Annotated in this window: 13 protein-coding genes; 6 read left to right on the top strand and 7 right to left on the bottom strand. The window is 70.5% G+C overall.

The window, feature by feature from the left end; genetic code table 11:
- Positions 1 to 2: 2 nt before the first annotated feature.
- A complete protein-coding gene (locus ACQPZF_RS07105; protein ID WP_433269485.1) occupies positions 3 to 800 on the bottom strand; it encodes an SAM-dependent methyltransferase in 798 nt (265 codons plus the stop codon).
- Between the two features lie 256 nt (positions 801 to 1,056).
- Between ACQPZF_RS07105 and ACQPZF_RS07100 the strand changes: the two genes are divergently transcribed.
- Positions 1,057 to 1,467 carry a MarR family winged helix-turn-helix transcriptional regulator gene (locus ACQPZF_RS07100; RefSeq protein WP_433269483.1) on the top strand — a complete coding sequence of 137 codons (411 nt, stop codon included), beginning with the start codon at positions 1,057 to 1,059 and terminating at the stop codon, positions 1,465 to 1,467.
- 85 nt (positions 1,468 to 1,552) lie between these two features.
- Positions 1,553 to 2,179, top strand: coding sequence for a hypothetical protein (locus ACQPZF_RS07095; protein WP_433269481.1), 627 nt, complete (start codon positions 1,553 to 1,555; stop codon positions 2,177 to 2,179).
- Between the two features lie 173 nt (positions 2,180 to 2,352).
- Here ACQPZF_RS07095 and ACQPZF_RS07090 read toward each other — a convergent pair whose 3' ends face one another.
- Entirely contained in the window at positions 2,353 to 3,933 is a 1,581-nt protein-coding gene (locus ACQPZF_RS07090) for an amidohydrolase (protein ID WP_433269479.1), read from the bottom strand.
- Positions 3,934 to 4,008: 75 nt separating this feature from the next.
- Here ACQPZF_RS07090 and ACQPZF_RS07085 point away from each other — a divergent pair, with 75 nt between their 5' ends.
- Positions 4,009 to 4,956, top strand: coding sequence for a methionyl-tRNA formyltransferase (locus tag ACQPZF_RS07085; protein WP_433269477.1), 948 nt, complete (start codon positions 4,009 to 4,011; stop codon positions 4,954 to 4,956).
- Here the strand turns inward: ACQPZF_RS07085 and ACQPZF_RS07080 are convergent.
- The 3 genes from ACQPZF_RS07080 to ACQPZF_RS07070 all read right to left on the bottom strand — a co-directional run bounded on the left by ACQPZF_RS07080 (position 4,940) and on the right by ACQPZF_RS07070 (position 7,636).
- On the bottom strand, positions 4,940 to 5,875 hold the full coding sequence (locus ACQPZF_RS07080) for a hypothetical protein (RefSeq protein ID WP_433269475.1): 936 nt from the start codon (positions 5,873 to 5,875) through the stop codon (positions 4,940 to 4,942). The two genes, ACQPZF_RS07085 and ACQPZF_RS07080, sit on opposite strands and share 17 nt — an antisense overlap.
- 76 nt (positions 5,876 to 5,951) lie before the next feature.
- Positions 5,952 to 6,605: a response regulator gene (locus tag ACQPZF_RS07075; protein ID WP_433269473.1), complete on the bottom strand. Its 654-nt coding sequence runs from the start codon at positions 6,603 to 6,605 to the stop codon at positions 5,952 to 5,954.
- Complete coding sequence (locus ACQPZF_RS07070) at positions 6,602 to 7,636, bottom strand: sensor histidine kinase (RefSeq protein WP_433269471.1); 1,035 nt, start codon at positions 7,634 to 7,636, stop codon at positions 6,602 to 6,604. Before ACQPZF_RS07070 ends, ACQPZF_RS07075 begins: the two co-directional genes overlap by 4 nt.
- Before the next feature lie 108 nt (positions 7,637 to 7,744).
- Here ACQPZF_RS07070 and ACQPZF_RS07065 point away from each other — a divergent pair, with 108 nt between their 5' ends.
- Positions 7,745 to 8,407 (top strand): HNH endonuclease family protein, encoded by a 663-nt coding sequence (locus ACQPZF_RS07065; protein ID WP_433269468.1) that lies wholly within the window; start codon positions 7,745 to 7,747, stop codon positions 8,405 to 8,407.
- A gap of 18 nt (positions 8,408 to 8,425) precedes the next feature.
- Here ACQPZF_RS07065 and ACQPZF_RS07060 read toward each other — a convergent pair whose 3' ends face one another.
- Positions 8,426 to 9,295 carry a hypothetical protein gene (locus ACQPZF_RS07060; RefSeq protein ID WP_433269466.1) on the bottom strand — a complete coding sequence of 290 codons (870 nt, stop codon included), beginning with the start codon at positions 9,293 to 9,295 and terminating at the stop codon, positions 8,426 to 8,428.
- A 75-nt stretch (positions 9,296 to 9,370) separates the two neighbouring features.
- Here ACQPZF_RS07060 and ACQPZF_RS07055 point away from each other — a divergent pair, with 75 nt between their 5' ends.
- Both ACQPZF_RS07055 and ACQPZF_RS07050 read left to right on the top strand, forming a co-directional pair.
- Positions 9,371 to 10,852, top strand: coding sequence for a CHAD domain-containing protein (locus ACQPZF_RS07055; RefSeq protein WP_433269464.1), 1,482 nt, complete (start codon positions 9,371 to 9,373; stop codon positions 10,850 to 10,852).
- A gap of 89 nt (positions 10,853 to 10,941) precedes the next feature.
- The gene (locus ACQPZF_RS07050) at positions 10,942 to 12,558 is read left to right on the top strand and encodes a beta-N-acetylhexosaminidase (RefSeq protein WP_433269462.1); all 1,617 of its coding nucleotides are present in this window, start codon (positions 10,942 to 10,944) and stop codon (positions 12,556 to 12,558) included.
- Between the two features lie 52 nt (positions 12,559 to 12,610).
- Here ACQPZF_RS07050 and ACQPZF_RS07045 read toward each other — a convergent pair whose 3' ends face one another.
- Positions 12,611 to 14,056 (bottom strand): aldehyde dehydrogenase family protein, encoded by a 1,446-nt coding sequence (locus ACQPZF_RS07045; protein WP_433274460.1) that lies wholly within the window; start codon positions 14,054 to 14,056, stop codon positions 12,611 to 12,613.
- Positions 14,057 to 14,084: the final 28 nt, after the last annotated feature.

The following is a 14,084-nucleotide window of genomic DNA, read 5'->3' as shown; positions in this document are numbered from 1 at the left end:
GACTACGCCTTTCGTCCCACGGCGGCGAGGCCCGCGAACCGCATCGGGTCGTCGGCCACGTCGTCCAGGGACGCCGGACGCCACAGCGGCAGGTGCACGACACCCGGCTCCACCAGGTCGTACCCCGCGAACAGCGACCGCACCTGGTCCTTGGAGCGCATGGTCATCGGGGTCGCCGTGCGCTGGCGGTAGAGGTCCTGGTGGTCGTCGGCCTGGGTGTCCTGGCCCTCGTGGGTCGCGTGCGAGACGACGAGGAAGCTGCCCGGCGGCACGGCGTCCCGGTACGCGGCGACGATGTCGCCAGGCCCGTCGTCGTCCGGCACGAAGTGCAGCACCGCCACCATCATCACGGCTATCGGCTGGTCGAAGTCCAGCAGGTCGCGCACCGCCGGGTCCTCCACCACGCGCTCGGGGTGGCGCAGATCCTCCTGCACCACCAGGGTCTGCTTGTCGTCGCCGAGGATGGTCCGGCTGTACGTGACGGCGATCGGGTCGTTGTCGACGTACACGACGCACGCCTCCGGGTCGGCCTTGCGGGCCACCTCGTGGACGTTGCCGACGGTCGGGATGCCCGAGCCGAGGTCGAGGAACTGCCGCACGCCCCGTTCGACGCAGAACTCCACGGCACGGCGCAGGAACGCGCGGTTCGCCTGCATGATCAGCGGCAGTTCCGGCCACATCCCGATGGCCTGCCGGGCCATCTCCCGGTCCACCGCGAAGTTGTGCGCGCCGCCGAGGTAGTAGTCGTACACGCGGGCCGCGCTCGGCCTCGTCAGGTCGATGTCCGGACGTTCCGCCATGCGGAGACCCTACCGGCGGCCCCGGTGTCGACACGAATCTCACTCACTTTTCGAACTGCCGTGAACACCGTGTCCTCCGCCGGCACCACGTCGACCGGCGCGGGCAGCACCTCAAGGTCCGGCGGGCACACCGCAGTGAGCGCGATGACGAGACTGGCTGGTTGAGCCGTTCGAGGTGCGACTGAGCGCGCTCGGGCCCGTCGGCGACGACCCGACATAGGATGTAGGCCGATGCCTGCACTCCGGGGAGGGCGAGTTGTCCGTCCGCGCCACCTGGTCCGACCTCCGCGCGCTGCACAACCGCATCAACGCGAGCCTGGAGCGCGCGTTGCAGCGGAGGTTCCACTTCGGGATGTCGGAGTTCACGGCGTTGGGCGCGCTGCACGACTCGCCCGGGGGCGAACTGCGGATGCAGGAGCTGACCGAGGTCGTGGGACTGAACCAGAGTTCGGTGAGCCGGCTGGTGGCGCGGCTGGAGCAGTCCGGGCTGACCACGCGGGAGATCTGCGAGACCGACCGGCGCGGGGTGTTCAGCCGCCTCACGCCCGAGGGGCGGGAGGTCTACCGGACGGCGGCCCCGTTCTACGAGGAGACGCTGGCGGCGATCTTCGAGGAGGTGGCGGCCGACCCGGAGCTGGGACCGCTGCTGACGAAGGTCCGTTCGTAGCCCGCACCTCCTCGTCACCGCGGATTGTCGTACCCGACGGGTAGAATTCGAACGTTAGTTCGATCGTGCGCGAGGGGAGCCTGTCGTGGTCGTGGAGCCGGTCAGCGTCACCGCGTTGTCGTTCACCGAGTACGTGATGAGCGGCCAGCGCGGCCGGATCAGCATCGTGTCCGAGCAGCGGGACGTGTACCTGGGCGCGGACCCGTGGGTGTGCGGGTTCTACAACCCGGTGCGGGACGCCATGCGCCGGGCGGCCAACTCGCCCGATCCGGACGCGGAGCTGGACCTGGCGGTGCGGTCGGCGTCGCGCAACGGGCAGCTCCGGGCGTTCGAGGAGGTGCGGCGGGGTTTCCTGCCGTGGTTGCGGGGGACGCGGGCCACCGGGGTGCCGGTGTCGTCCACCAGGTGGGCCGCGGGCGAGCTGACCCTGCGGGTGCGGCCGAACCTGGGCCTGCGGATGCCGGACGGCTCGACGGCGGCCGTGCTGGTGTACCTGAAGGAACGCGAGTTGACGCAGGAGGCGGCGAACGTGGGGCTGCGCATCCTCCAGCAGACGGTGGAGGACACACTGCCGGGCGCGACACCGCTGCTGCTGGACGCGCGGCGGGGGCGGGCGTTCCGGATGGCGAAGCGGACGAACCTGGCGAAGCTCGACGCCCTGATCGCCGCCGAGGCCGCCGGGTACGTCGTGCACTGGCGGATGAGCGCCTGAGGTCGTGACACGGCCGCGTTGTCGCACTTCGCGGCGGCAGCGCAGCCGTGTCGTCGTTGCCGCGGCCGTGCGTGGTTGCCGCACAGCCGTGTCGTCGTCGCGGCGGCCATGCGTGGTCGCCGCACAGCCGTGTCGTGGTCGCCGCGCGGACGTGCGTGGTCGAGGCAGGCCGGTCAGCTCGTGAACCCGGCCGGGTCGTGCCGGAATTCGCCACCCACCACGGTCGCCAGCACCGCGATGTCCCCGATCGCGGACACCTCACACGTCCGAGGATCTCCTTCCAGCACCACGAAATCGGCCAGCTTGCCGGGCGTGATGGACCCGAGCACGTCTTCCCGCCGACACGCGAACGCCGCACCCAGCGTGTAGGCGGAGATCGCCTCCTCCACCGTCAGGGCCTCGTCCGGCCCGACCGCCAGCCCGCTCCGCGACCGCCGTTCCACCATGAACTGGATGCCGCGCAACGGGTTCCCGTCCGCCACCGGCCGATCCGAACTACCCGCCAGCACCACACCCCGGTCCAGGAACGCCCGCCCCCGGTACAGCCAAGGCGCACGCTCCGGCCCCATGATCGCCGAGTAGTCGTCCCCGTAAGCCCACAGGAAGGTGGGCTGCACGACGGGCGTGACGCCCAACGCGGCGATCCGGTCCACCTGGTCGGGCCGCACCAGCCCGCAGTGCTCGATCCGGTGGCGGGCATCCGGCCGAGCCCGCAGGGCCTGCGCCTCCGCCAGGGTGTCGAGGGCGAAGTCCACCGCCCGGTCCCCGATCGCGTGCACCGCGAGCTGCCACCCGGCCGCGTGCCCGTCGAGGATCGCCGCCCGCATCTCGCCGGGGTCGTCCTGCCACTGCCCGACCCCGCCCACGCCGGTATAAGGCGAGGTCATCGCCGCCGTCCGGGCGATCATGCCGCCGTCGGTCCACAGCTTCAGCGCCCCGATGGACAGCCACTCGTCGCCCAGCCCGGTCCGCAGCCCCAACGGCAGCGCCCGTCGCACCCCGTCCGCCTCGTGCGCCCGCACCTCGCGCAACTCACCGGACGACACCATTAGCTGCACGCGGATCGGCAGGACGTCACGCTGGTAGGCCGCGACCTCCAGCGGACTGCTCCCGATCAGCCCCGCACCCACGCCGGCCTCGGCGGCCAGCACGACACCCTCACGCAGGCACTGCATCGCGCCCGACCGCACGTCGGACGCGATGTCGGCCAACGAGTACGGCAACATCAACGCCCGCACCGCCGACTGCGCGCCCTCGGCCAGGAACCCGGTCGGCGTGCCACCGGCATCCCGCTGCACGTCGTCCAACACGGCCGGAGGCAGCAGCTCCAACACGTCGCTGCTGACCACACACGCGTGCCCGGACACGTCCTGCACGTACACGCGCGGCCCGGCGGCATCGAGATCGCGGGCCGTCAACGGCCGATCCAGCACCCGATGGTCGTACCCGGCGACCTCCAGCCACCGCGACCGCGAAGCGCCCCGCACCACGTCCAGCACCTGTGCGACGGTCGCGCAGCCCGAGATGTCCAACGTCCGCGCAGCCCGCCCGGCCCACGCCAGGTGGTTGTGCGCGTCGACGAACCCCGGCAGCACGACGGCTCCGCCGAGGTCCACCACGCGCCGTGCGGGCAGGTCGGCGACGTCGTCCAGCCCGACGATCCGCCCGCCCCACACGCCGACGCACGACGCGACGGGACGCTCGGCGTCCATGGTCACGAACCGCCCGCCGACCAACTTCAGGTCCAGGATCACCCGAGAAGGCTACCCACCACCACCCAAGTTAGGGTTGGATAACTTAGGCTGCCCTAAAAACGAGGAGGAGCCCCCATGCGGGTCGTCATGTTCGGCTACCAGACCTGGGGCCACCGGACGCTCCAAGCGCTGCTGGACTCCGAGCACGAGGTGGCGCTGGTCGTCACCCACCCCAAGAGCGACCACGCGTACGAGCGGATCTGGAGCGACTCGGTAGCCGACCTGGCGGCCGAACACGGCGTCGAAGTGGTCGTCCGCAACCGCCCGGACGACGACGAGCTGTTCCAGAAGCTCAAGGAGGCCGCGCCGGACGTCATCGTGGCCACCAACTGGCGGACCTGGATCCCGCCGCACATCTTCAACCTCCCCAAGCACGGCACGCTCAACGTGCACGACTCGCTGCTGCCCGCCTACGCGGGCTTCGCGCCGCTGATCTGGGCCCTGATCAACGACGAGAAGGAGGTCGGCGTCACCGCGCACATGATGGACGACACGCTCGACGCGGGCGACATCGTGCTCCAGCGCGCCGTCCCGGTCGGTCCCCGCGACACGACGGCCGACCTGTTCCACAAGACGCTGGAGCTGTTCGGCCCGATCACCGTCGACGGCCTGGCCGAGATCGCCAAGGGCCGCACCGACTTCACCAAGCAGGACCGCTCGAAGGCCAGCTTCTTCCACAAGCGCGCCGAAGAGGACCTGCGCATCGACTGGACGTGGGAGGCCGAAGAACTCGACCGCCTGGTCCGCGCCCAGTGCGCGCCGTACCCGAGCGCGTTCGCGTTCCACAAGGGCAAGCGCTTGGAGATCATCGAGGCGGAGGTCTCGCAGGCCCGCTACGGCGGCACCCCCGGCCGGATCTTCTACCGCGAGGGCGACGGCGTGGCGATCGTGGCGGGCGCGGAAGCCCGACGGGGCCGCAACCACGCCCTGCTGGTGAAGCGGGTCCGCACGGAGGACGGCCGCGAACTGGGCGCGACCGAGTACTTCACGCACATGGGCGGCTACCTCACGAGCCGGCCCTGACCGCCCTGGTCCCGACCACCACCAGGAACACCCAGACCAGCACCACCAGCACGGCGTGCGCGACCAGGGGACCGGTGGACTTCTCCACGAGGATCCACCCCAACCACGTGTAGGTGACGAGGGTGCCGGCCGCCGCCGCGAACCGGTGGCCGGCACCCCACCGCGTGCTCCTCCCCCACCACAGCAACACGAACGCCACGACCACGGTCCACGCGATCTTCACCCACAGCCCCGTCCAGGACTCGGGGAACAGCACGAACACGCTGGACGCCAGGAACACCCCGATCCCGACCGCCCACGTCCCCGGCACCCGCCGCTCGACCCGCGTCCGGGGCCGGACCAGCAACGCCGAGACCACCAGCGCCACCACCACGACCGCCGCGCCGATCCGCTGGCCGGGCGTGGCCAGGAAGCCCTCTTCCCGGTACAGCGCCCGGAACACCACGAACGAACCCGCCACGAAGACCAGCGAGAACACCGTCAACCCCACACGCCCCAACCAAGGCGCGGTGCGGCGGTCCCGCGCCAAGGTCTCGACCAGCGCGATCGGCACCCCGATACTCCAGACGGCGTGCCCGACCACGAACGAATACGCGTTCAACGCGCTGATCCCCAACGCCGGAACCGGCGTCACGGCGTGAAAGTCGTGCCCCTCGAACGACGGGTTGAACATCGACTGGTCCAGCAGTCCGGCCTCCAGCACGCCGTAGGCAAGGCCCAGGACCAGCATCGTCGGCCAGCCGCGACCGGTCCGACGGGCGACTTCACGGATCAGCACCGCGCCGCCGCCGTACATCGGGGCGAGGACCACCAACCCGCCGATGCTCGACAACGGCACGTTGCCCAACACGTACTCGCCCACCAACGGCGCCAACAGGAACAGCAGGCACGCCGCCCCCACACCTCGACCTCGCGACATGCCGAAGACGCTAGGAACACACCCGCTGTGGGGCATCCGACGCGAGAACGGTCTTGAGCCTCCGCCTTCAGACCGATCACACGGACCGAGGACGCACCAGCCCCACCTCGTAGGCCAACACGACGGCCTGCACCCGGTCCCGCAACCCCAACTTCCGCAACACCGACGACACATGCGTCTTGACCGTCGCCTCGGTGAGCACGAGCCGCGCGGCGATCTCCGCGTTCGACAACGCCAACGACACCAACCGCAACACCTCCACCTCCCGCTCGGTCAACACGTCCAGCGCACGAGGCGACGGCGCGGGCATGGCGTCCACCAACCGGTCCAACAACCGCCGGGTGACGGAAGGCGCGAGCAACGCGTCCCCGCGCGCGATCACCCGCACGGCGTCGACCAACTCGACCGGCCGGACGTCCTTGAGCAGGAACCCACTGGCACCGGCCCGCAACGCCGCATACACCGAGTCGTCCACGTCATAGGTGGTCAGCACCAGCACCCGCGCGGGACTCCCGGACGCCACGATCCGCCGAGTGGCCTCCAACCCGTCCATCACCGGCATCCGGACGTCCATCAGCACGACATCCGGCGCAAGTCGTTCCACCAGCGCAACGGCTTCCGCGCCGTCCGACGCCTCACCGACCACATCGATGTCGTCCCGTGCCTCCAGGATCATCCGGAACCCGCCACGCACCAACGTCTGGTCGTCGGCCACCAATACCCGGATCACGAGGCGACCGCCAACGGCAGCCGGGCGTGCACCCGGAACCCACCACCCGGCAACGGCCCGGCGTCCACCGTCCCACCCAGCACAGCCGCCCGCTCCCGCATCCCCGCGATGCCACGTCCGACCCCGCCGACACCGCCGCGCCCGTCGTCCCGCACATCCACCTCCAACACACCGGAGTCGTTGCGCACCACCACCTCCGCCCAGCTCGCCCGAGCGTGCCGCAACGTGTTGGTCAACGCCTCCTGCACGATCCGATAGGCAGAGAGATCAACCCCTGCCGGCACCCGCAAGTCACCGTCCCGCCGCACCTCCACCCGCAACCCGGCCGCCCGCAACGGCGCGACAAGCTCGTCCAACCGCCCGAGCCCGTGCACATCAGGCCGCACCTCCGCCAACAACCGCCGCAGCTCGTCCAACGTGGCCCGCCCGGTGGCGTCGATGGACCGCAACGCCTCCCGCGCCCGATCCGGCCGCAGGTCGAAGACGTCATCAGCGGCAGCAGCCTGGACCACCATCACGGTGAGGCTGTGCGCGATCACATCGTGCAACTCCCGGGCAATCCGAGCCTGCTCCTCACTGACCGCCCGCCGAGCCCCCTGCTCCACCGCAACCCGCCGATTGCGCACCACTTCGCCCAACGCCCACGGCAGGATGGACACGGCCATCACGAACATCGTGTCGTCCACCGACGTGGTGAGGAAGTTCACCGAGCCAAGACCGAGCAACAACCCCAAGCCGGGCAACGAAATCCACGGCGGACGAGCAGCAGCCAACGCCCAGACCGCAACGAGCCCCGCGTACGGAAAGACAGCCGAGGGCGCAACAAGCTGCACCACCAACCCACCCACCAACGCGACACCCATGACCAGCACCGGATGCGTACGCCGCCACCACAAGGCCGCCCCGTGCGCCAACGCCACGACAACCCCGACCACCGTGAGCAACGGCCCGTGCACGGAAGTCCCGGCAACGATGAACGCGACGAACAACCCGACCACCACCGGCAGGACCGCTCTCGCCACCAGACGCACGCGCCTCACCCCGTCCCACAACCCACTGCACGCCCTGATTTCCCCGGTCCGCCCAACATCCCGGCCCCCAGTGACCGCGCCGTGACAGTGATCGCTGATCATTGCCCCATGAGCCGGAAGCGGTCGACCACCTGGGCCAGCATCGTGGTGCTGATCCTGCTCCTAGCCATCGGCTACTACCTGACCCGCTACCAGGACTCGACCACCCCGACCCCGACAGTCCCCGGCGCAACCCCGGGCCAAGACCCGGCCACCCGCCTGGCGGCCCTGACCATAGCCCCGGAAGCAAAAATGGCGGGCTACAGCCGAGACCGCTTCCCCCACTGGACCAGCCAGGGCAACTCCTGCGACACCCGCGAGATCGTGTTGCAACGGCAGGGATCCGACGTGCGCAGCGACGCGGACTGCAAGGCCACCGCCGGCACGTGGACAAGCGTGTACGACGGCGTGACGATCACCGACGCGGGCAAACTCGACATCGACCACACGGTGGCCCTGGCGGAAGCGTGGAGGTCCGGGGCGAACACGTGGACCGACGAACAACGCCAGAAGTTCGCGAACGACCTGGGCGGCATCCAACTGATCGCGGTCTCGGCAGCGAGCAACCGGTCGAAGGGCGACCAGGACCCGGCGAAGTGGAAACCACCAGTGGAAACCTACTGGTGCACCTACGCGCTGAACTGGATCGACGTGAAGACGACCTACAACCTCACCATCGACCAAGCAGAACACGACGCATTAGCCGCCATGACCACCAACTGCCCGAAGTAACCCAGGACCAGCAGCGACCTAGAGACGCAACGACTGCAACTGGTCCACCAGATCCGCATACACCTCGGCACGGCGCACCCAAGCCGCCACCCCGGACCCGGCCGAAGGCGGCTCCCCCAACGGGTCGACCGCCGCAACCACCCCGTACTCCAACCGATAAGCGATCACCCCGGTAGCAGCCCGAACCCAGGGATTCGGATCAGGACTGGTGATCTCCCCCAACCCCACCCGGAACCACACCGGCAACCGGGCATCAGCCGCCAACGCCCGCTCCAACCGCCGAGCAGCCGCGTCCCAGATCTCCTCACGAGCCTTCTCCCCGGCCAACAAGGCTTCCCGCCGCCAGGGAGACTCGGCCGCGATCCGATCGGCATCCAACCGAGCGGCAGCCTCCAAAGCCCCGCCGGCACGCGATTCGATCTGCCAGTCGAGCTGGTGCACCTCGTGCTCCTGCGCGTCCCGCTCGAACCGGGGCATCCGCCCGGAAGCCAACCGCGCCCGCCCGGCGTCGCGCCGTTCCTTCAGCTCGTCGTACTCCGCGACCTCCTGCCGCAGCTCCACGCGCACCGAGTCGGCGAGCACCTCCTGCTCGGCGTCCCACGCCGCCCGCAGGGCCGCCACCACGTCGGCGATCTCCTCGTCCACGGCGTCGAAGTCCTCGTCCGGCCCCGATCCCGCGCCGGAGAGCCGGCGTTCGAGCACGTGCAGCCGCGCGCCGACCCGCCCCAGCTCGGCGGTCAGTAGCTGGATGTCGGTGACGAGTTCGGCGACGGTCGGCTCGACCGCGTCGAGCCGCTCCTTTTCCGTGGGCACGTGGGCCAGCCAACCCCACGAACCGGCCTCGTCCAGGCGCACGCTGGGAAAACCACGCGGACGGTCGGCAACCACCCCCGGCCAGGGTAACGGCCCGACTACCCATAGTGACATGGGGTAAACCCTCACCCAACGGTGTATTTCTGGTACATGTCGACATCGGTCCACGAGACGGAACGCAAGTACGAGGCGCCCGGTGGTGTCGCGCTGCCGGAGCTGACCGACCTGCCCGGTGTCGCGGCGACGGCCGGTCCGGAGCAGCAGCGGCTGGAGGCGGTCTACTACGACACCGTCGACCTTCGCCTGGCCCGCGCCGGCCTGACGCTGCGCAGGCGGACGGGCGGGGATGACGCCGGGTGGCACCTGAAGCTCCCGGTGGACGAGGACACCCGGGAGGAGGTCCGGCTGCCGCCGGGCCGCGCGGCGAAGCACCCGCCCAAGGAACTCGGGTCGCTCGTCCAGGTGCACGTGCGCGGCGGCGAGCTGGCGCCGGTGGCCCGCATCCAGACGACGCGGCAGCGCTGGCAGCTCGTGGACGAGCGAGGCCAGCTCCTGGTCGAAGTGGTCGAGGACCTGGTGTCCGCGCAGGACGTCGCGGACGAGTCGGTGGACACCTGGCGCGAGATCGAGGTGGAACTCGGCGAGCGCGGCGACACCGCCCTCCTGGACCGCGTGGAGGAGCGGCTGGCCCAGGCCGGCATCGTCCGCTCCACGTCCTCGGCGAAGCTCACCCGCCTCCTCGCGGGCCGCCTCGCGCCCGAGCCCCCGGCCCCCGAGCCGGGCAAGACGGCCGGCGGCGTGGTCCTGGCCTACCTGCGTGAGCAGGCCGACGCCCTCAAGCACTACGACCCGAAGGTCCGCCGTCAGGAACACGACGCCGTGCACCAGATGCGGGTGGCGACCAGGCGGATGCGCAGCGCGCTCCAGGCGTTCGGCAAGATCGTGGAACGCGACCGCACCCGCGCGCTGACCGACGAGCTGAAGTGGATCGCGGGAGTGCTGGGCGACGCGCGGGACGCCGAGGTGATGCGGGCCGGGTTCGAGGAACACGTCGCCAAGCTCGACCCGGATCTCGTGCTCGGCACCGTGTCGGCCGAGCTGACCCGGCACTTCGCCCCGCTGGAGGCCACCGCGCACGAGTCGGCGACCACCGCGATGGAGAGCCGCCGCTACTTCGCGCTGCTGGACGCCGTGGACGCGCTGATCGCCGACCCGCCCCTCACGCCGCTCGCCGCGACGAAGGCCAAGAAGACCTTGCCGCCGCTGGTCGAGAAGGCCTACCGCAGGCTGGCGGCGTCCGCCGGGAACGCGCACGACGACGAGTCGCTGCACGACTCGCGCAAGGCCGCCAAGCGGCTGCGCTACGCGGTGGAGACGGTCGAACCGGTGTTCGGCAAGAGCGCCACGAAGTACCGCAAGCGGCTCAAGGACCTCCAGACGCTGCTCGGCGACCACCAGGACAGCGTGGTGGCCCGGCCCGTGCTGCGCGAACTCGGCGGCCAGGCGCACCGGGACGGCGGGAACGGGTTCACGTTCGGCCTGCTGTACGGCATGGAGCTGGCGAAGGCCGCCCGGGTGGAGGAACGCTTCCCGGAGGTCTGGGCCGGCCTCGGCACACCGAAGTTCGCCTGATTGGTCTGGACCTTGACACCTCCTGGTCCGGCTGTAACGGTGAATTCGCCGCCGCCCGGGTGATCCACGCCGACCCCAGGAGGATGTCCGTGCCCAGACACGTGGAAAGAACCGGCAGCGCCCGACGGCGCGGCCTGGGACGGGCGCTCGCCGCGCTGCTGTTGCTGGGCGCGGCGGGCACGGCGGTCCCAGCCCGAGCAGCCCCGGAGACGTCGTTGCCGCACAACTCTTCGCACCGGATCGTGCCCGCCCCGGTGAAGGTCGCGCCCAAGCCGGGCGTGGCCTACACCCTGTCCGCCGACACGCGGATCCACACCCACCCCGGCTCACGGGAGGCCAAGAAGGTCGGCGAGTACCTGGCCGACGTGCTGCGCCCGTCCACCGGGTACCGGCTGCCGGTGACGCCCGGCGCATCGTGGCGCGGCATCTCGCTGCTGCTGGTCGGCGCGGACCACCGCGTCGGCAAGGAGGGCTACCAGCTCGACGTGACGCGGCGCGGCGTGGTGATCCGCGCGAAGACGGCGGCGGGCCTGTTCGCGGGCGTGCAGACGTTCCGCCAGCTCCTGCCCGCCAAGGTGGAGGCGAAGACGAAGCAACGCGGTCCGTGGACCGTGCCCGGCGGCAGCGTGCTGGACTACCCGCGCTACGAGCACCGGGGTGCGATGCTCGACGTGGCGCGGCACTTCTTCTCCGTCGACGAGGTCAAGCGCTACATCGACCAGATCGCGCAGTACAAGGTCAACCGGCTGCACCTGCACCTGACCGACGACCAGGGCTGGCGGCTGGAGATCAAGAGCTGGCCGCGCCTGACGACCCACGGCGGCAGCACGGAGGTCGGCGGCGGGGCCGGCGGGTACTACACCCAGGCCCAGTACAAGGAGCTGGTCGCCTACGCGGCGTCGCGGCACATCACCGTGATCCCGGAGATCGACCTGCCCGGCCACACCAACGCCGCGCTCTCCTCGTACGCGGAACTCAACTGCGACGGCGTCGCTCCCCCGCTGTACACGGGCATCGAGGTCGGCTTCAGCTCCCTCTGCATCGACAAGGACATCACCTACAAGTTCGTGGACGACGTGCTGCGCGAGGTCGCGGCGCTGACGCCCGGCGAATACCTCCACATCGGCGGCGACGAGGCGCACCAGACCTCGGACCCGGACTTCATCAAGTTCATGAACAAGGTCCTGCCGCTGGTGGCGAAGCACGGCAAGACGGCGTCCGGCTGGCACGAATTCGTGAAGGCCACGCCGCCCGCGTCGACCGTGCCGCAGTTCTGGGGCACGAAGACCGTCGCGCCGGACATGGTCGCCGCCGCGCAGCGCGGCAGCGAGATCGTGCTGTCGCCCGCGTCCAAGGCGTACCTCGACATGAAGTACGACGCGAATACGCCGCTGGGTCTGAGCTGGGCCGGTTTCACCGACGTGCAGGACGCGTACGACTGGAACCCCGGCGCGTACATCCAGGATCTGCCCGAGTCGGCGGTCCGTGGCGTCGAAGCTCCGCTGTGGACGGAGACCCTGACGAAGTCGGCCGACGTCGAGTACATGGCGTTCCCGAGGCTTCCGGCCATCGCCGAGCTGGCGTGGTCGCCGTGGCACACGCACGACTGGGAGAAGTTCAAGCACCGCCTGGCGGCGCAGGGCCCGCGCTGGCAGGCGCAAGGCGTGAACTTCTACCCGTCACCGCAGGTTCCCTGGCAGAAGTGAGGCAGGCGGGGAGGCGGCCGGCGCGCCGCCTCCCCTCGCCATGGTGGTCCGATCAGGAAGAGCCCTGGCCCTCGGGGGAGAAACTGATCAGCAGATTTTTGGTCTGCTGGTAGTGGTCGAGCAGCACTCGGCGGTTCTCCCTCCCGATGCCGGACTGCTTGTCACCACCGAACGCCGGGTAGTTGTTCACCCACACGACGCCCGCCTGGATCTCCCGTCCCGCGCGGTAAGCCGTGCCGCCATCACGCGACCACACGCCCGCGCCCAGGCCGTGCAGCACGTCGTTCGCGGTCTTCACGGCGTCGTCGAAGTCGTCGAACCGGGCCACCGACACGACCGGCCCGAAGATCTCCTCCCGGAACACCCGCATCCTGTGGTCGCCCTCGAAGATCGCCGGCGTCACGTAGTACCCGCCGGACAGCTCGCCGCCGAGGTCGGCCCGCTCACCGCCGCACACCAGCCGTGCCCCCTCCTGCCGGCCGATGTCGATGTACGACAGGGTCTTCGCGAGCTGGTCGGTACTGGTCTGCGCGCCGATCGTGGTCTCGGTGTCCAACGGGTCGCCCTGCCGGATGGCCTTGGTGCGCTCGGTGGCGTCGGCCAGGAACTGGTCGTAGATCGAACTCTGGATCAGCGCCCGTGACGGGCACGTGCACACCTCGCCCTGGTTGGCGGCGAACCTGGTGAAGCCCTCCAAAGCCTGGTCGTAGAAGGTGTCCCGCCGCGCGGCCACGTCGGCGAAGAAGACGTTCGGGCTCTTGCCGCCCAGCCCCGGCTCCGCGAACGCCATCTTCGCGATCCGGCGGCTCGCGGCCAGCGGCTTGCCCGCCTCCCTGCCGAACCCGTTCACGATGTTCACCACGCCGGGCGGCAGCAGGTCCGCGATCAGGCCCATCAGCACGTGGATCGACGCCGGGGTCTGCTCGGCGGGCTTGATCACCACCGCGTTGCCGGCCGCCAGCGCGGGCGCGAGCTTCCAGGTGGCCATCAGCAGCGGGAAGTTCCACGGGACGAGCTGCCCCACGACGCCCAGCGGCTCCGGGAAGTGGTAGGCCACCAGGCCCTCACCGCTCTGCGAGATGCCGCCCTCCTGCGCCCGGACCACGCCCGCGAAGTAGCGGAAGTGGTCCACCGCCAGCGGCAGGTCGACGGCCAGCGCCTCGCGGACCGGCTTGCCGTTCTCCCACGTCTCCGCCACGGCCAGGGCTTCGAGGTGGTCCTCGACCCGGTCGGCGATCTCGGCGAGCACGGTCGCCCGTTCGGCGGCCGACGTCCGGCCCCACGCCCGCGCCGCGCCGTGCGCCGCGTCCAGCGCCCGGTCCACGTCCTCGGCGGTGCCCCGGGCGACCTCCGTGAACACCTCGCCGGTGACCGGCGTCGGGTTGGCGAAGTAGTGGCCCTTGGCCGGCGGCACGTAGTCACCACCGATGAAGTGGTCGTACCGCTCCCGGTAGGACACCACGCTGCCCGTCCGGCCGGGTGCCGCGTACTTGGCCATCTGCTCCGCCTCCCGCGTCGTCGCGTCG

Origin of the sequence: Actinosynnema sp. CS-041913 (assembly GCF_050942485.1) — a bacterium.
GTDB lineage: Bacteria > Actinomycetota > Actinomycetes > Mycobacteriales > Pseudonocardiaceae > Actinosynnema.
Note: the sequence above shows the minus strand (reverse complement) of the source record. Positions and strands in the feature narration are given on the sequence as shown.